The sequence below is a fragment of the Bacillus sp. lyk4-R2A-2 genome, from assembly GCF_030209735.1.
GTDB lineage: Bacteria > Bacillota > Bacilli > Bacillales > Bacillaceae > Bacillus > Bacillus pumilus.
This window is the reverse complement of the sequence record NZ_JARVRK010000004.1, coordinates 686,777-704,417: the sequence shown is the minus strand read 5'-3', so window position 1 is coordinate 704,417 and position 17,641 is coordinate 686,777. Positions and strand designations below refer to the sequence as shown.

Annotated in this window: 13 protein-coding genes; 1 reads left to right on the top strand and 12 read right to left on the bottom strand. The window is 38.7% G+C overall.

Features of this window, described 5'->3' with window-relative positions; all coding sequences use genetic code 11:
* The gene (locus QRN39_RS06375; protein ID WP_003210769.1) at nt 1-981 is read right to left on the bottom strand and encodes a TOMM precursor leader peptide-binding protein; all 981 of its coding nucleotides are present in this window, start codon (nt 979-981) and stop codon (nt 1-3) included.
* Between the two features lie 24 nt (nt 982-1,005).
* Nucleotides 1,006-1,704, bottom strand: a complete 699-nt coding sequence (locus QRN39_RS06370; protein ID WP_284906516.1) for a Rossmann-fold NAD(P)-binding domain-containing protein — start codon at nt 1,702-1,704, stop codon at nt 1,006-1,008.
* 419 nt (nt 1,705-2,123) lie between these two features.
* Between QRN39_RS06370 and QRN39_RS06365 the strand changes: the two genes are divergently transcribed.
* Nucleotides 2,124-2,249, top strand: coding sequence for a plantazolicin family TOMM peptide (locus QRN39_RS06365; RefSeq protein ID WP_003212531.1), 126 nt, complete (start codon nt 2,124-2,126; stop codon nt 2,247-2,249).
* A 337-nt stretch (nt 2,250-2,586) separates the two neighbouring features.
* On the opposite strand, the gene QRN39_RS06360 is transcribed toward QRN39_RS06365, so the two are convergent.
* The 10 genes from QRN39_RS06360 to QRN39_RS06315 form a co-directional block, all read right to left on the bottom strand.
* On the bottom strand, nt 2,587-3,306 hold the full coding sequence (locus tag QRN39_RS06360) for a pentapeptide repeat-containing protein (protein WP_050945022.1): 720 nt from the start codon (nt 3,304-3,306) through the stop codon (nt 2,587-2,589).
* A gap of 144 nt (nt 3,307-3,450) precedes the next feature.
* The gene (locus QRN39_RS06355) at nt 3,451-4,197 is read right to left on the bottom strand and encodes an ABC transporter permease (RefSeq protein WP_003212220.1); all 747 of its coding nucleotides are present in this window, start codon (nt 4,195-4,197) and stop codon (nt 3,451-3,453) included.
* A 261-nt stretch (nt 4,198-4,458) separates the two neighbouring features.
* Complete coding sequence (locus QRN39_RS06350; protein ID WP_003211121.1) at nt 4,459-5,352, bottom strand: ABC transporter ATP-binding protein; 894 nt, start codon at nt 5,350-5,352, stop codon at nt 4,459-4,461.
* A 21-nt stretch (nt 5,353-5,373) separates the two neighbouring features.
* Nucleotides 5,374-5,667 carry a winged helix-turn-helix domain-containing protein gene (locus QRN39_RS06345; protein WP_034619900.1) on the bottom strand — a complete coding sequence of 98 codons (294 nt, stop codon included), beginning with the start codon at nt 5,665-5,667 and terminating at the stop codon, nt 5,374-5,376.
* Nucleotides 5,660-6,253: a hypothetical protein gene (locus QRN39_RS06340; protein ID WP_003211448.1), complete on the bottom strand. Its 594-nt coding sequence runs from the start codon at nt 6,251-6,253 to the stop codon at nt 5,660-5,662. Before QRN39_RS06340 ends, QRN39_RS06345 begins: the two co-directional genes overlap by 8 nt.
* A gap of 236 nt (nt 6,254-6,489) precedes the next feature.
* On the bottom strand, nt 6,490-7,620 hold the full coding sequence (locus QRN39_RS06335) for a glycoside hydrolase 5 family protein (RefSeq protein ID WP_284906510.1): 1,131 nt from the start codon (nt 7,618-7,620) through the stop codon (nt 6,490-6,492).
* 18 nt (nt 7,621-7,638) lie between these two features.
* A complete protein-coding gene (locus tag QRN39_RS06330; RefSeq protein ID WP_003211457.1) occupies nt 7,639-8,868 on the bottom strand; it encodes an endo-1,4-beta-xylanase in 1,230 nt (409 codons plus the stop codon).
* Between the two features lie 84 nt (nt 8,869-8,952).
* Complete coding sequence (locus QRN39_RS06325) at nt 8,953-11,058, bottom strand: glycoside hydrolase family 48 protein (protein ID WP_284906507.1); 2,106 nt, start codon at nt 11,056-11,058, stop codon at nt 8,953-8,955.
* A 30-nt stretch (nt 11,059-11,088) separates the two neighbouring features.
* Nucleotides 11,089-12,939: a glycoside hydrolase family 9 protein gene (locus tag QRN39_RS06320; RefSeq protein ID WP_212045891.1), complete on the bottom strand. Its 1,851-nt coding sequence runs from the start codon at nt 12,937-12,939 to the stop codon at nt 11,089-11,091.
* 421 nt (nt 12,940-13,360) lie between these two features.
* Entirely contained in the window at nt 13,361-17,614 is a 4,254-nt protein-coding gene (locus tag QRN39_RS06315; protein WP_233421743.1) for a PolC-type DNA polymerase III, read from the bottom strand.
* Nucleotides 17,615-17,641: the final 27 nt, after the last annotated feature.

Below are 17,641 nucleotides of genomic sequence, written 5' to 3'. Positions count from 1 at the left end.
TTAATTTTTCACCTCACCATGAAACCAAACTTGAGGAAAACCGGTATCTGCAGCTGGAGAACACTTAGGGCATCTTGGTACTCTATAAACACGATGATTATGAACAGATACTCCCTTATCATCTAAATTAATTGTTGTAAATCCACCTGGTGTTGCACTTGGTGCGTAATCTTTTAAAGTGAGCCATTCTAGAATTAAATTACTTGCAATCCCGATTTGAACTAAATTAATCGGCATATGATAAACCGGCTTCTTTTCAGGATTTACAGGTTTGATTTTCATTAAGTCTGAACGCAGTACTTCGTCAGAAAAGTTCGCTGATTTTCGAAGGTTATAACAATGTAAACAAGCTGATTGATGTGGTATGAAAAATGGACCTACCCAAGATGTCTGTCCATCATATGGCACAATGCTTAACCAAGGTATATGGTCTTCTAATGCTAGGTCATTTATTTCTTCCAAAATCGGATCTAAATGAGATTTACCAATAGCAACCCTGATATTTGGTTGCTTAGTTATTTCTCCCTTAAGCACTACATGTAGCCCTGCCTCTTGCAAATGACGAATGAATTCTACAGCAACTGGATTGTGATCCTGCGCAATCACTTCAACAATCCCTGTTTTTAAACGATCTAGTATATCTTCAACCAATACTTGGCCACCGGCTCTTTCATAAGACAAAAGCGCGGTCAAATCAAAGTTCATATCAGTCTTAACACATATTCCATTCGCAACTAAAAATTCGAGGACATGTTTTAATTGATCACTCTCAATTTCAAAATTCTCCTCTAGCTCTTTAATTGAAACCCCATTATCTTTCGTGAGATGATTAGAAATTTCTTGAATAAATTCAATAATTCCTTCACCTTCAATTTTGGTGACAGTTTGCGCTTTTAAACCAATCAAACTGTCTTCTAATTTACCCAGCGTAACGTGTGGTGCTAATTTATATCTCGTGCTTTCTTGTTCTTTGACAAACATACATTATTCCTCCTTTAAGAATAACTAATTTGTATTTTTAAATAATTGTGCACTTGTTGGGGGATGACCAATTATTTGTTCTAGCGTTTTCGTAAATGGCTGTAATTGTTTTGAAGAAGAATATTCCTGAAATCCGACTAACCATTCTAATACATCTAAAGGCATATTATTTTGGGATAAAATTGTTATAACCTCTTCTTTACTTTTACAATATAATTCAATTTTCATGTCTAAATCCTTTTCAAAGATATCCTTAAGCCTACTCATACTTACTAACTCTGGCCCTGTTAAATCATATGCTTTTCCAGCGCGACTTCTAACATCTTTTTTAGGGATCAAACATGCCTTTATAACATCTATTGTATTAATCCAATTAACTCCCTCGGAAGAAAATGCAGTTATTAATTTTCCAGTAGCACCTGCCCATCCTCTATAAAGTTCTATATTGATATCAAGCGGTGAAGTCCTATAAAGTATACTATTCTGATAAATTTTCAATAAGTCACTTTCAAGAGAACCTAGTTCATCCTCGACATTATGCCTTCTATTAGATAAAAGAATTGTTTCCGTTTGAAAATCAGTATTATTTATAAAGAATTTTTTGTCATAACTGACCGCTCCGCCCAAATCAATAACTTGAACAGGGTAGTCGTCATAATCAACTTTCATCTTCTCTAAATAGACTTTTATTGGTTCTCTAATACCGACATAATGAATACTCATAAACAGCACTTCCCTCTTTTCTCTTTCTTATCTCTAAGTTAGATAAAATGATTAAACTTTTAACAGAAATAGTAATCTTCTTTTTGAGTTCTTCATAACATAGTTAACCTCGACTTTTTTCATACATTTACTTAACTTAATATCTAAATACCCAAAATAATTGATCCAAATTAACATCATCCCTCAATTAAAAAATAACATCTAGACCATATAATGACTTTAAATACATAAAATTTTAATTATAGTATTATTTTCCATGGTCATATTAAACCACACTTTTTTGGTGTTATCAATGTACTTTTCAGAAAATATAAAACTTTCACACTTAATTATTGACAAATAAAGACTTATGAACCATCATATGTAATATATCAACTACATAATCTATGTTGATAAATTTTATTTAAGGAGGTTTAAAGATGACTAAAATTACAATTCCAACTGCTTTGTCTGCTAAGGTACATGGGGAAGGTCAACATTTATTTGAACCAATGGCTGCGCGCTGCACTTGCACAACAATCATCTCAAGTTCTTCAACTTTCTAATCAACTTTAGGTTTTTTCGTAATATATATGATTGAAAAAACCTCCCACACACTTAGCGAAGCAGATTAGTTAGGTGTGTGGTCATCTTTTATTTGGAAAAATAGAAATTTTCCACACTCCTTAACGAAAACCTTGCATTTAACTCGCTTTTGTAAAGCTCCCTCTTATAATTAAACTAATTCTTGTACTTCAATTTAAATTCTCAACACAACTATTTCTCTTACATATATTTGAATTTCAACCCAAAGACACGGTGATCATGATACTAATGGGGTAATCTAGAGATAGAGGATAAAACAAAAAAGGCTATTGAGATTTTTCTCAACAGCCTACTACATTAACTATCGATTACTTTCACACCGCTTAAATCAGCCCCTTCTCCTTCTAAGATATGATAGGTCATTTTATCCATTGTCACTCCAATAAAATTTAATTTTTTAAACGTACATGATTTGAAATTAACATTTATTAATTTAGAATTCTCAAAAGAGATGTTTTTAAAATAACAATTTTCAAATGAAACATTTATTAAAGTTGATTCATCAATACGAACATTGGGTAAATGACAGCCATATAAAGATGAATTCGTTATCTCACAATGTTCAAAATGAGATTGAGTCAAATCACTCTTTTCAAAAGTTGATGTGGAAATTTTAGAATTGCTAACATTCATTTTTCTCAGATAACACCCATTAAATTCTGAATGGTTCATCACTTTTTGTACGATCGATAGCCCTTTAAAATCGCACAACTTATACTTAACATTTATAAAAGTCAACCAATCTAAATCAGCATTAACAAATATTTTTTTCACATGCTCTACTCGGTTATGATCATCAATATCTAATGTATTGACATCAATGCTTATTTCACCTGATTTCAGCTTTTCAATAAGCATATCCTGAACTTCTTCATCTTTTGTTCCAGCATTTTTCAGTTTTAATTTAACTTTTCCAAGCATCTCTAATAATTCTTTTTTCTTTTCTTCATATGTTTTGTCTTTTTTATATGGCCGAAAACAACTTTCAACATATAATTCTAACTTTTCACTTAACATTGCCCCACTCCTTTTATATAAAAAGACGGCTTACAAGTATTGATTTTTCGGTCAACGTTCTAGAAATAGACTAATTGAAGTTTAGATAAATCATTAAAATTTAAGTTAGTTTATGTGCATAACATTCAGCTGAAATTTTATAGCCTAGCCTCTGGCTCTCTTTATATATTTTTTATAACCAACCAACGAAAGAATAAATCCTAACAGTGTATAACCTATAAGGACTACTGTTACTAAGATCAAATTCTCCCCCCCGGGTAGTGTTGATACTGATTGCACTAAGCCTTGATGTGCCCAATACTGTGGGAAGAGCATTCCAATTATTTTTAAATAACTAGGTAATTGATCAAATGGAGTCCATAAACCACAAGCAACCGCTGTCCCTAAAGCAATCATGTTCGTCATCACTAAACCTGTATTCTCAGTTTTAGCAAATGCGGCGATGGCTACTCCCCATGAAGTGACTTGCATTGATAATAGGACAACTACTAAGAAATACGAGCTGTATTGTGTGATTTCAATACCATATAAGTAAACACCCAAAATGGTTAACAACAAAACTTGAAATAAAATGATGACAAAGAACGGAACACACTTTCCAAGAAAAAAATTATGCGGCTGTAAGGGAGTACTTGCCAGCCTTGCCACAATTCCTTTCTCTCGATCTTTTACAAAGCTAATTACAATTGAAATAATAACAAATGTGGAAAAAAACACACTCATTCCTGTAACCGATTGAGAAGCAACTAATGTTTTTTGTGCTTGTGAACTACCTGATGTAAATAATTCTATTAAAAGAATAATTGAAGCAACTGGCAACAAAATGGTCCAGAACAACAAAGATCGATCTTTCACTTGTTTTATGGATTCGATGCGGACTAATGGCCACATAAAAATCACTCCCGTTATATTAATTTAATTCGCTTTCTTATATCGCTTTAAAATAATCACATTTTTTAATTATTTTACCATTTATAGATGTATTTAATTATAATTAGTCAAATAATCTTAACTAACCTACTTATTATTTTAAATTGGAGGTTCACACAAGGTAATTCTGTTCGTTTGATGTATGCCTCTTAACTATGTCAATCACTCTTATAAGTTATATGAATTAAAATACGAGAGTGGTTTTCATTCATAAAGACATTTTTATTGGAATTGATCACGTAAATCTGTTCCTGTTAATTGAAAAAATACATCTTCGAGTCTAGGTCTGTACAAAGATAATTGTTGGGGAACCAATGATTCTTTTTTACTCAGTTTAGCCAAATCTTCTAAAGTTTCTAAGGGTTTTGTTGTTTTAACTAACACACCGCCTTGATAAGTTACAAAGTCATACCCGAGACTAGTTAATGTTTTATTAGGAATCATAGAATCAAAAAAGACAGATGTTTCTGCATAACGATTCAAAAGTTCACCTATTTTTCCTTCTTCAACAATTTTTCCTTTATCAATGAAAGCCACATAATCACATAAACTCTCTATTTCCTCCATATAATGACTAACATAGATAATAGTTCTTCCCTCTTCCTTCAATTTGTTGATTATGTCAAAAATATAGCGTCTTGATTGAGGATCTACCCCCACTGTCGGTTCATCTAAAAGAATTAACTCAGGGGCGTGCATGAGAGCGCAGCCAATATTCAAACGGCGTTTCATTCCTCCTGAAAAATGTTCAACTATATCATTTGCTCTTTCCCACAACCCTACATCTTTTAGTGTTTTTTCTACTCTTTCATCTAATTTCTTCCCTTTTAAACCATAGATCTGTCCAAAAAACTCCATATTTACTTTAGCTGTTAATTTTTCCTCCAAGCTGATGTCTTGGGGGATGTAGCCTAGCGCACTTTTAGACTCACCAACATGCTCAACTTTGCCTTCATAAGATTTAATTATATGAGATATAATTTTCATTAAGGTTGATTTACCAGAGCCATTTGGACCTATTAATCCATAACAAACTCCTTCTGGAATCGTTAATGTAATACTTCTTAACGCTTGGGAAGCTCCGTATTTTTTACTGACGTTTTCTATTTTCAACATTCGGCACCCTTTCCTTTCATCTCATTTATTTTTTAAAATGGCTTCAATAACACTCAAATATTCTTTGTAAGCGTGCTCTCCTAAATCTGTTATACTAACTATTGTTTTTGGTTTTTTATCCACAAAGGTCTTTGTAATTAGCACATAGCCAGCTTCTTCTAATTTTTTTAAATGCGAGCCCAAATTCCCGTCTGTTACAGATAAAGAACCTTTTAAGAAGGTAAAATCACATGTTTCATAAATCATTAATAAACTCATAATCCCTAACCGGACTTTTGGATGGATTAAATCATTTAAACTATTGACATTACTCATTTCCTTGTCCTTTTCTTTTTAAAATCACACCAGTTAATAACAAACTTCCTCCACCAATAAAAGCAAAAATAATGTTCATTAAACTAGGAAATAATAAAAATGTAGTTACACCTAAAACACTTAACCAGAACCCCATAATAAAAATCTCTTTAGCTAGAACAATACCTAAAAGTAAATACATTATGGATACCAATAAAACAATATAAAAGGGTAAATTATCTACTGTATATGGTAATAAACCAACACATATTAAAAAAATAAAGATACCTAAAATGATTCCAAGGCCAAGCCATGTGTATTGCAATTGAGTTCTTAAAAACAAGGGCATTGGTATCATTTTCCTTTGTTTAAAATATGTAGTTAAAGTGATAACCCAGCCCACAATACCTAAAACAAGCCAAAAGACACCTATAGTTATTGGATTAGCAAAAAGTAAAGGTATTGAATACCCCATTATCCAAATAAGGCCCCAAATGATAAAATAAATACTTGTTTGTTTACAATACTCTGTTTTATAGTTTGTAATCGTCTTGATATGAGATAAATTCTCTAATATTTCTGAATTATTCGATTTTTCATTCGGCATAAATAAACTCCTCTTCCACAAAGAACTCTGTACTACAGAGTATAGAATTAAATTTCCATTTAGTCAAGTTATTGGAAATGTTTTTTACAAATTAAGATAAAAAATAAAAATAACCACCTCCTTTTTTATGGGGAACGAAATCTCATAAATACCTTCTGTCACTTGATCCTTTCTGAAAACTTGGTTTAAGCAATATAAACAGCAAATGAAGTTCCTTATTCAGCAAGCATTCGCCATCAGTTCTTTTCGTTCATTCTTTTCGCATGTTCACTGATAAGGGCTGCCTCCCTGCTCCCTTTTATGATGCGGAAACCGTCATAATCGGGATAGAGAGAATCATCGTCTTGAATGCTTGTTAAAATCCAAAATTGACTACCAGCCCCTCCGAGCCGCTCAACCTCTGACAGCCAGCTTTGGTATACGTCAGGACGTGCTGATTGATTTTGATAGCCAAACTCTTCTAACACAACTGGTTTTCCGATTGTCTTCCCGCGGGTGATATGGTCTTCGATCCATTTCACTCCCCAAGCAGCAGACTTGTTCCAATGATCTGGGTACAGATGGTAGGTTCCATAATCGATATTAGAGAGAGCTGTCAAACGGTCCCAATCGACGCCTTCTCCGCCTCTGTAAAACCAATCTTCATGGCCTGGTATGCGAAAAAATCCTTCATCTCCTACTGCAACAAGATGGTGACGATCCAGCGATTTGACCCATGTACTCATTTCATCTGCCCATTTGACTAGTATATTACCCGTTGGATCTGACTGCACACGCGGCTCATTGGCTAGTTCCCAAGTCATAATAGCTGGATCGTCCTTATATTGAACACCTGTGTACGTATTCGTTCTTTCTAAAACATAACGCACATAATTTTTGTAAGCATGTTGAATACGAGGATCTGTATAAAAGGCATCATGTGATCCTGCATTGAACCACTTTACGTATTGATTCATCCCGCCAAAGTCATCCCAATTGTTCACTAGTGGGATGACAAGTTTTATTCCTTCCTGCCCCGCTTTATAAATCGCATAATCTAGTTTTTGAAAACCCGATTCTTCATAGACCCCTGGACTAGATTGTAAAACGGAGTTTTCTTGAGGGGCTCCGTCGTGAAATCCCCAAATACGTAAGACCTTTAAATTCATTGCTTTCATATCATCGAACACTGCATCTACCATCTTTTTAGATTTGTAATGGAAATAGTAATTATTTGTACCAGCAAAGTAAAATGGTTGATTGTTCAACGTAAATTGTGTGCCAGACGTCTGTACATAAGCGGCGGCTTTAATCGTCAGTGAAAACCATCCGGCCCATATAGCGACCACAAGTATGAAGAAGGACACTCTTTGAGTCCACTTTTTCATTTACATTCTCCTCACAATCTATCCTTCTTCAGGTATGATCACATCTAGCCGAAGTGGTGTTTGTTCATTTGAATCAAGTTCAATTGTCTGCTGTTTCAACAGTTTACTTTCTTTACCGATTCGAATCTCATATGTCCCGTGAAATGCTCGACATGTCACATTGCCATTAGCATCTGTTTTTTCAACTCTTTGTGTCGTCCACTCATTTAGAAGCTTTTCGTAACGTCTACCTGCTTCATTTAAAGACCAATCGTAATTCACGATGGCCGCATGCTCACCTCTCCAATGGGCACCTGCCCAAAATCCCCACATTAGCACTCCTTTTACGGCTGGATGACTAAATGCGACGCGATATAAAGCCTCTAGGTTATCCGCTCTTCTATTAGCGTCAGGGTGAACAGAGTCGTACTCTGTAACCCATATAGGAAGTCCAAGCTCAGCAAGCACATCGAGCCTCTCTTTTACAACGGCTGGATCGACCCGTTCTTCAAAATGCCCTTGTACACCAATCGCCTCAATAGGTGCGCCTAACTGACGAAGTTCATTGATATGTGCTTTATAAGCATGGTGCTCACCATATGAGATCACATTATAATCATTCACAAACAATCGTGCTTGAGGGTCAATTTTTTTCGTTTCTTCATACATCCATTTCCAAATATTTTTCCCGAAGCGGTCTTTAAAAAATGAACCATGCATCATTTCATTGTTTACATCCCAGTGACGGAATCTTCCTTTAAAGTGATTGCCCGCATGCTCAAGCCGGTTTTTCATGGCTTCATACACTTCGTGATTCGGTAGTGACCTCAGCCAGCTTGGATTGGCGTCCTCTACCTCCCAAAATAAAGCGTGCCCCCTTACTGGAAGTTGATGTTTATCTGCAAAATTCAGCATCGCATCTGCTTTTTCGTAGGTGATTCTCCCTCTTTCCGGCTCATTTGCATACCATTTTGCCTCATTTTCAAAAACAGCCCAATTAAAATGCTTCACAAAAAAATCGGCATATTGTTGATTAAATAACACTTGGTCATTCATCGCTGAACCAAATGCAAATTCATGCCTAATTTGCTTCAACTCAACCTCTATTCCTGCTATTGGCTTTTTATCGTGATTTGTGACGTTTATTTCAAGATCTCTTTGTCTATGCTCTGAGATTCGATCATTCGCCTCTTTTTTCCACATCAGATTGATCTGCTCATTTTCGCCCTTGTTTATTGATTGATGAAGAAAACTTCTTTCTTTGACCATGTAAAAACACCCTTATCTTCACTGTATTTATATTTCTTAAACAAACTGCCGGCTCAAAGAAACCGGCAGCTTAAATTTCACCTGCTAGTTGATTAGACGATGATATTCTGCGTAGGCAGTGGCCATATCCACTTGTGACCAAAAACGGTGATAGGTGAAAACCGGTGCCCCATTCTCCCATTTGCCTGTTGCTTCATTATATGAAGACTGATATTTACTCTCGAGTGAAGACCATGCTGGATCTTGTTTAATGTTTGGACGAAGATCAGCAAAACTCGTATAGACCCCATTACCTCCTCGCTGCGGATCAGAAGGAATAGTGCTTGATCCAGGAATCTGATTCCCTTGACCAAAGGTCCCGCTCCAACCATTTGGGAAATACACTTCTTTTTTAAAGAAGCGGTCATAGTCCTCTCTGTCTTCCTCTGTCACAATGCCCACGCCATCATTGTAATTCCACGCCACCTCAAGGAGCTGTGCGGCTGCATCTTTCGCTTTTACGCCAAGCGCTGTATAATCCCCTGTTTCTAGCTTAGTAGCAGCAGCAAAGAATGTTAAAGCCTTGACGAGACTCCCTAGTACGCCCGTATCCTGAGTTGGATCTTTTGTGACAGCTGTTAGGTTTGGATTTCCTGTTGCAGACTGGAATCCATTCCACGTGTCAGGCTGTCCGCTCCAAGCAATATTTCCAGGAAGCCAAAACTCGCCAGGTGCACTCGTTGTAGCAACAGCAGCATTTGTTCCTCCTAGAATTCTTTGTCCTTGGTCATCTAAGAAATACCCCTCTTCATCCGACACAGGACGGCTGCCGATAAAAATGTAATCTAATGCATAGTCGACCCATTTTGTGATACAAGATTTCGCCATTTGGACATTTTCAGAAGTTTTGTCTCCATCTTTCACAAAAATATAATAAAGCTCTGCTACGCGTTCCATCGGCCATGCCTGCATCCCGAACCAGTTATTAGAAGGTGGATCATGGTAAACAGGTGCATCCTCGTATGCCATATCGTAAAAAGTACTTCTTCCCGCCGGATATGCACTATAGTCTCCATTCCAGCTATTGGTTGCGCCTCCTGCTATCGCTCCCTCTTTTGATTGCAGCCATACATAAAATTCAAGCTGCCTTTTTAATGTTTTTTCCCAATCGCTTGCACCGGTAGCGGAAGATGGCTTTAAACCACCTTTGTCTGAGGACAAAGCATAAGCGGCGACAGGGTTTTGATACCCTTGGTGGCAGTGGCTCGCTCCGATACGCCATGACCAGTTTGCATAGTCGCCAAGTCCTCCGCCCCAAGAGGTATACCACGCCATTAAGTAATGACAGGCACCCTTTCCGTTTCCAGGGTACGGATTCCCTTGCTTGCCGCTTCCAATCGTTTGAAAATACTTATCGTACATACCGTAACGGAGAAAATCACCCATTTTTTTCGCTTTATCAAGATAGGTTGAATTATTGTAGCCGAGTTCCTTTGCCCAATACATCGCTTGTATTGCACGCGCATCAGCATCCGTCGCATTGGTATAGCGCCACTGAGCAGCTGGTGCTTGGTTTTCTTTTGTGAACAAGCTCATAAAGCCTTCATTTGGCTTCCCAAAAGATTGATCATCTTGTGATGGATGTGGGATCGCCTCCCATACAGATTCCTGCGGCCCGCGCTGGAACGTGTTTACATATGCGGCTGTATGTGATGGATTGAGTAAGTTCCCATATTTATACCAGTTATCGACATCAAGCAGCCAGTGCATTAAATACGTTTCATTCGTTCCATAGGTTGATTTCAATTCACCATCAATCGGATCTTGACCAGCAGGACGAGCTCCGCTCAGCTGACTAGGATATTGATCTGGATATGGTTTTTCCGCTGCGTATGTGGCTGGGCTAGAAGGATTGTAGGCGCTCATATGCGGCTGCTCATCATTTCCATCTTCATTTACTGGGATGATGTACTTCTCCATATTGTCCCAGGCTGCCTCTAATTTGCTCCAATCCCCTGTGTAATGTCCGTACAACACCTCTAGCCACAGCCAATAGCTATACGCTTCTGACGTTGTCATATGCCCATAATCAGGCGCTTCGCAAATAAGCGTCTCAATTGAATGATACGGAATTCCTTCTGATGAAAAATATCCATTCCCATCACTTTTAATTTGATGATAAAGCGTTAAAAACCGTTCTTTGTTTGACAAATCCTTCACCCTTTCAAAAAATCTTGATTTTTATTTGTCTGGAAGTGTACCAAATACTAAAGCACCATCATCAAAAACAGGAATTCTCGTTGTTTTTTGCATATTGGATGTTAAGCCTTGAAAGGAATAATCATTTGAGGCATCCCATATATTCGACCCATTTGGTGCAGATAATCGAAATTGTATTTCCTTCTTATGCTCTGATTCTCCTCCAGGAAAAATCGCTACGCCTGTAAAATCAATTTCTGCATAATACACGTGAGCTGATGCGTCATATACCTTGAGCGGAGATAAGGAAGCGCCTTCATTGTAGGCGGCTGTCACTTGAATATCTTTTTCAGTGAATCCCTTTGCAAAGACCTCACTCAGATTGACGTAATATCTAAAGGAGAGCGTTTGACTACGTCTCGCCGGCCATCCGGACCGGTTGTATAGAACCGCCTTTACTTGAGTAGATGTTGCATCGTTATTCATCACTGCTGCCTCTACAAAAAACTCATCCTCTGGTTGTTCTTGAGGCGGGAAATTGGGCAGCTTTGATTGCCCTTTTCCAAACAGCTGCACCATTTTGGCTATATTTCCTGTAAAAGCGGCATTATAGTCCGTCGCCACCTCGTTTGATACATAATCAGAGATGTCATCGTCATATTGATCCTGTGCATTTGGTCCGCCAACGAGCGCCCCATAAAGAGTGTGACGATGATTCGAAGGATTTGTCAGCTGATTAGACCATGAACCGTGTGCAGTTCGGTGGTGTGGATGCTTCGGCGGGTTCTGGCCAAACCCAACGACATAGCTTCTATTAAGCGGATTATCACCAAGCATATAGTGAGTTTGGTTGATCGCAAACGTTTGGTATCGATTCTTTTTTTCTTCATCTGACACCCAATCAGCGTAAACAAAGGCTAAAAATGCTGCATTTGCTGTATAACGAAGCGAGCCCCATTGATCAAGCCATGCCAAACCGCCAGGCGTATAAGTGATTCTTTCGACTTTTCCATTTTGAACAAAACCTGTGGTCCAGTAATCAAGATTACGCTCTGTCGATTCTATAAATCGATTCTCTTTCGTGATTCTGGCGAGTAAGATTTGCGAAGCAAAAAAAGTATTGTCCCAGGACATGGTAAACGTATAATCCCAATCCTTCGGCCATTCCTCTACTGCTTTTAATGCTTGATTTAAATAGGTTTCTTCATTTGTTGCCAAGTACAGCCAGATTCCGCCCCAAATGAGTTCATCAATATAGCCGCTCCATGAGTTGTAAAACGGCTGAGCGTTTGTGACACAATCTGTATACTCGCCGCGATACCTGTCCGCAAATGCATACAGCTGTTTCGCGTGCGTCAGAAGCTTTGCTGCATAAGGGGCATCTGTCTCTTTAAAAATGATAGAGCCCGCTGCTAAAGCTGCCGCAGTTTGTGCGGCCACTTCTGTTCCTGGACAATTTTCATCAATTTTAAAAGCTGGCCGGCTCATCGGCATCACTTCTGCCGGTCCCCACCAAGCATGATCAGCGTTCCCATCACCTACCTGCGCCCAAAACTCGTTCGGACCTGTATGAGCTTTCAAAAAATAATCTGTTGCCCACCTGATTTGATCGAGGATGTCATCAAGCAGTTCTGCCTCTTCATAGGCTTCTCGGTATTCATATACTGTCCATGCAAGCACAGCTGCTGAGTACGCCATTGGAAGTCCAAATTTCACATGATCACCTGCGTCATACCAGCCGCCAGTTAAGTCATGCCCTACATCCTTCCCGTCCTCTAGTCCAGAATCTCCCCGCCAGTTGAGACGGCTGCTTTTAGGCAGTTTTCCAGACCGCTGCGCTTCATAAAACAACAAGGATTTTTGAAGAACCTCTACATAGTTATACGATGCCATTTCTGTATGACTCACCCCTTCTATTTAGTCAAACATGAATAGACAAGCCACCTCCTTTGATTCAGAACGTGATTTGAACAGCTTTGAAAAGAATCAAATATGTTTCAAAAATAAGCATAGTAAACAGCAATCAGCTTTGCGCTCATCGAAGTTTTTTTCTCTTGATTCTTTCTGTGACTGTACCCAGAATGATCATATGTCGATTGAGAACATTTCAGACGGCGAAATTCTCTTTTTTGCTCTATTTGGGTAGAAAGAATGACATACAATCTCTTCTTTTAAAACATCACGCTAAATCAAGGTATATGAATGAATTAGAAAATGATTCCATTTGGTGGAAATTCTTTATTAGTTAACATAATAATATTATTGTATATATAAAAAAGAAACGCCCCTTTAAGGGCGCTCTTCATTGATCGCATTAAAACAAAGAAAGCTGGTTTTGATCAGGAAGTGCTTCTAAGCAGCCTTGACGATCTAAATATTCTAGAATCGTTTTCGACACTTTTCCGCGTTTTTGTAAATCCTCTTTTGAAAGGAATTCCCCATCTTGACGTGCGCGAACAATATTTAACGCAACGTTCGTTCCGAGTCCAGGGATTGAGTTGAATGGCGGAATTAATCCATCTCCATCAATGATAAACTCTGTTGCACTTGATCGATAGAGATCCACTTTTTTGAAATGGTAGCCTCTTTCACACATTTCAAGGGCAAGCTCTAGTACAGTTAATAGGTTCTTTTCTTTCGGTGAAGCATCTAAACCTTTTGAGTTAATATCGTCCATGACCGCTCGAATCGCATTCGATCCTTTTGTCATTGTTTCAATATCAAAGTCATCTGCACGAACGGTAAAATAAGCCGCATAGTATAAAAGTGCATGATGCACCTTAAAGTAGGCAATCCGTACAGCCATTAATACGTAAGCAGCTGCGTGGGCCTTAGGGAACATGTATTTGATCTTTTTACAAGAATCAATATACCAGTTCGGTACATTATTATTCTTCATTTCTTCTTCCCATTCAGGGGGAAGTCCTTTTCCTTTACGAACAGACTCCATGATTTTAAAGGCAAGTGACGGCTCTAAGCCCTGATAGATGAGATAGACCATAATATCGTCACGGCACCCAATCACTTCACTTAGTTCACACGTTTTATTGTGAATGAGCTCTTGCGCGTTCCCTAGCCATACATCCGTCCCGTGTGATAATCCAGAGATCTGAACAAGCTCTGAGAAGGTTGTTGGTTTTGTATCCTCAAGCATTTGCCGAACAAACCTTGTCCCAAACTCTGGAATACCGAGTGTACCTGTTTTACAGCCAATTTGCTCCTCTGTTACACCAAGAGGCTCTGTTCCTTGGAAAATTTTCATCACTTCTGGATCATCTGTTGGAATCGTCTTTGGATCAATTCCGCTTAAATCCTGAAGCATACGAATAACCGTAGGATCATCGTGCCCTAATATATCAAGTTTGAGCAAGTTGTCATGGATTGAGTGGAAATCAAAATGCGTCGTTTTCCAATCAGAACCTGTCGCATCTGCTGGAAATTGAATAGGTGAGAAATCGTAAATGTCCATATAATCCGGCACTACAATAATACCGCCTGGATGCTGGCCCGTTGTCCGTTTTACCCCTGTACAGCCTTGTACAAGCCGGTCGATTTCTGCGCCCCTCATATGAAGATTATGATCTCCAGCGTAGCCTTTCACGTAACCATATGCTGTTTTTTCTGCAACAGTACCAATCGTACCTGCTCGGTATACATACTCTTCACCGAACAGCTCTTTCGTATAGTTATGGGCAATCGGCTGATATTCACCTGAGAAGTTCAAGTCGATATCAGGGACTTTGTCTCCTTTAAAACCTAAGAACGTTTCAAACGGAATATCATGCCCGTCTTTTTTGTACGGCGTGCCACATTCCGGGCAGTCCTTGTCAGGAAGGTCAAAGCCTGAACCAACAGATCCGTCGTTAAAGAACTCGGAATGCTTACAGCTTGGACATACATAATGCGGCGCAAGCGGGTTCACTTCGGTAATCTCTGTTAAAGTTGCAACAAGAGATGAGCCGACAGATCCCCTTGAACCAACAAGATATCCGTCATCAAGTGATTTCTTTACAAGCTTATGAGAGATTAAGTAAATAACGGCGAATCCATGCCCGATAATACTTTTTAATTCTTTCTCAATACGGTCTTCTACGATTTTCGGCAAATCATCTCCATAGATGCTGCGCGCCATTTGATAGCTCATTTCCCGTACTTCTTCATCTGCACCTTCAATTTTTGGTGTGTATAGGTCATCTTTGATTGGTTTAATGCTTTCGACCATCTCAGAGACTTTTTTCGTATTCGTCACGACGATCTCTTTCGCTTTTTCCTCTCCTAGAAAGGAGAATGCTTCAAGCATTTCATCTGTCGTTCTAAAATGAACTTTTGGCAGTTCATGACGATTCAGCGGATTTGCTCCACCTTGTGATGAAATTAAGATTTTACGATAAATTTTGTCTTCTGGATGCAGATAATGCACATTTCCGGTTGCTACGACTGGTTTATTCAGCTTTTCGCCAAGCTTCACAATGTTTGTGATGATTTCTTTTAACGCACGTTCATCTCGAACAAGCTCCAGCTGTAGCAGATGCTGATACACTTCTGGCGGATGAACTTCTAAATAGTCATAAAATGCTGCAATGTCTTCAACCTCATCAGGTGATTTTTGCATCATCCCTTCAAACACTTCACCCTTATCACAGGCAGACCCAATAATTAAACCTTCTCGATATTTCTCAAGCTGTGAGCGCGGAATGCGCGGCACTCGGTAGAAATAATGAATATGAGAAAGAGAAACAAGCTTGAATAAATTTTTCAGCCCTGTCTCATTTTGTGCGATCAGAATGGCATGGTAAGGACGTGAGCGCTGGTAAGCATTAGACTGACCCATGTTTTCATTCAATTGATCGTGATAGGCAATATCCTTTTCAGCCGCATCTTTTAGCATTTTCAGCATGAGGTAGCCTGTCGCCTCTGCATCGTAAATGGCCCGGTGATGCTGCGTCAGTTCTATATCGAACTTTTTACAAAGTGTGTTCAGCCGGTGATTCTTAAATTCAGGGTAAAGGAATCGGCCAAGTTCCAGTGTATCAATCACAGGGTTTGACGCTTTATCTGTTTTTAACAGGCGTTTGTACGCTGTATTTAAAAAGCCCATATCAAAGCTTGCATTGTGCGCAACAAGGATATCTTGTCCAATCCATTCTTTGAAATCCCGTACGACATCGACGACATCTGGAGCATCTCTGACCATATCATCCGTGATACCTGTTAATTCGATCGTTGTCGCTGATAGTGGGTGATGAGGATTTGCAAATGCCTCAAAACGGTCAATGATTTCTCCGCCCTTTATTTTCACTGCTGCCAGCTCAATAATCGTGTCATACACAGCTGAAAGTCCAGTTGTCTCTACGTCAAATACAACATATGTTGCATCCTCTAACAAACGGTGCTCTGGATTATAGGCAATAGGTACTCCGTCGTCAACCAAGTTGATTTCCACACCATACATCATTTTGATGTCATGCTTTTTACTTGCTGCATAGGCATCTGGGAAGGATTGTACAACCGCATGATCCGTCAGAGCAATCGCTTCATGTCCCCATTTTTTTGCTTGTTCCACCAACTTGCCAATGCCAGTAACAGCATCCATTTGACTCATTGGGGAATGCAAATGAAGTTCGACACGCTTTTCACCCTCAGGTGCCGTATCCTCTTTCAGCTGAGGTTTCATTTCATTGACGTCATTGGCAATCATGACAAGGTCTCTGACAAACGTATCGTTTTGAATGCTTCCTCTTGCTTTGACCCACATGCCTTTTTTCAATGATTTCATCAGCTGGGCATCTTCTTTTTCTCTTGCAAACATTTTAATTAAAATACTGTTTGTATAATCTGTAATTTTAAAGATACAAAGCGTTCTGCCGCTTTTCAGCTCACGCGTTTCTGCATCGAATACGTAGCCCTGGACGGTGATTCTTCTTTCCTCATCCATAATACTATCAAGCGTACGAATTTCTTCATTGTCTTTAATTTGATAGCCAATCATGAGTGGGCCAGACGGACCTTCTTCCTGCTCCTCACTTTCCTTCTTCTCCATCTCAGTGAGGGCTTGCATCGCTCTTTCTTGATCTTCTGCAAGCTTTTGTTCTCTGAACTTCTGAATCTCTTGATCTGATACAAAAATTTCTGTATCAAATTGCAATTCTGGAAAGCCTACTTGTTTAAAAGCAGCCTGGAGCATTGGACTGTACTTCTTCTTGATGGCCAAAGCCTCTGTTTCGCTTTTCGTTTTGATGATGATTTTATGTCCAGACAGCGATGGTTTTTGCTGCTGAAGCAAGCTGATAATTGGAGGAGAAATTCCTTGAAGCTCTTCCACACAATGTGACCAATACGATTGAACGAGCTCTTCAGAGATGCTCGAATCATTGACTTCAATCGTGCAAGTGACTTGTGCAATATGAGAAAATGCATTTGTCAGCCTGCTGAGAAACATTGCATATACCTTGTAAGGCAAAAGCGCCTTAAATTTAAAAAGGAAATGCCACGTTTTCGCCGCCTTATGCACCGTCAATTTGACGATTTCTCCTTCTTCAAAGTAACGACTGAGGTCATCATCTGTCATTTGAATCTGATTGAGTAATATATGAAA

Coding starts and splice junctions, on each gene's coding strand:
- QRN39_RS06335 (WP_284906510.1), bottom strand. CDS start 7,620: ATGAAAAAGTGGACTCAAAGAGTGTCCTTCTTCATACTTGTGGTCGCT.
- QRN39_RS06350 (WP_003211121.1), bottom strand. CDS start 5,352: ATGTTGAAAATAGAAAACGTCAGTAAAAAATACGGAGCTTCCCAAGCG.
- QRN39_RS06365 (WP_003212531.1), top strand. CDS start 2,124: ATGACTAAAATTACAATTCCAACTGCTTTGTCTGCTAAGGTACATGGG.
- QRN39_RS06375 (WP_003210769.1), bottom strand. CDS start 981: ATGTTTGTCAAAGAACAAGAAAGCACGAGATATAAATTAGCACCACAC.
- QRN39_RS06330 (WP_003211457.1), bottom strand. CDS start 8,868: ATGGTCAAAGAAAGAAGTTTTCTTCATCAATCAATAAACAAGGGCGAA.
- QRN39_RS06355 (WP_003212220.1), bottom strand. CDS start 4,197: ATGTGGCCATTAGTCCGCATCGAATCCATAAAACAAGTGAAAGATCGA.
- QRN39_RS06320 (WP_212045891.1), bottom strand. CDS start 12,939: ATGGCATCGTATAACTATGTAGAGGTTCTTCAAAAATCCTTGTTGTTT.
- QRN39_RS06345 (WP_034619900.1), bottom strand. CDS start 5,667: ATGAGTAATGTCAATAGTTTAAATGATTTAATCCATCCAAAAGTCCGG.
- QRN39_RS06360 (WP_050945022.1), bottom strand. CDS start 3,306: ATGTTAAGTGAAAAGTTAGAATTATATGTTGAAAGTTGTTTTCGGCCA.
- QRN39_RS06370 (WP_284906516.1), bottom strand. CDS start 1,704: ATGAGTATTCATTATGTCGGTATTAGAGAACCAATAAAAGTCTATTTA.
- QRN39_RS06340 (WP_003211448.1), bottom strand. CDS start 6,253: ATGCCGAATGAAAAATCGAATAATTCAGAAATATTAGAGAATTTATCT.
- QRN39_RS06315 (WP_233421743.1), bottom strand. CDS start 17,614: ATGACAGATGATGACCTCAGTCGTTACTTTGAAGAAGGAGAAATCGTC.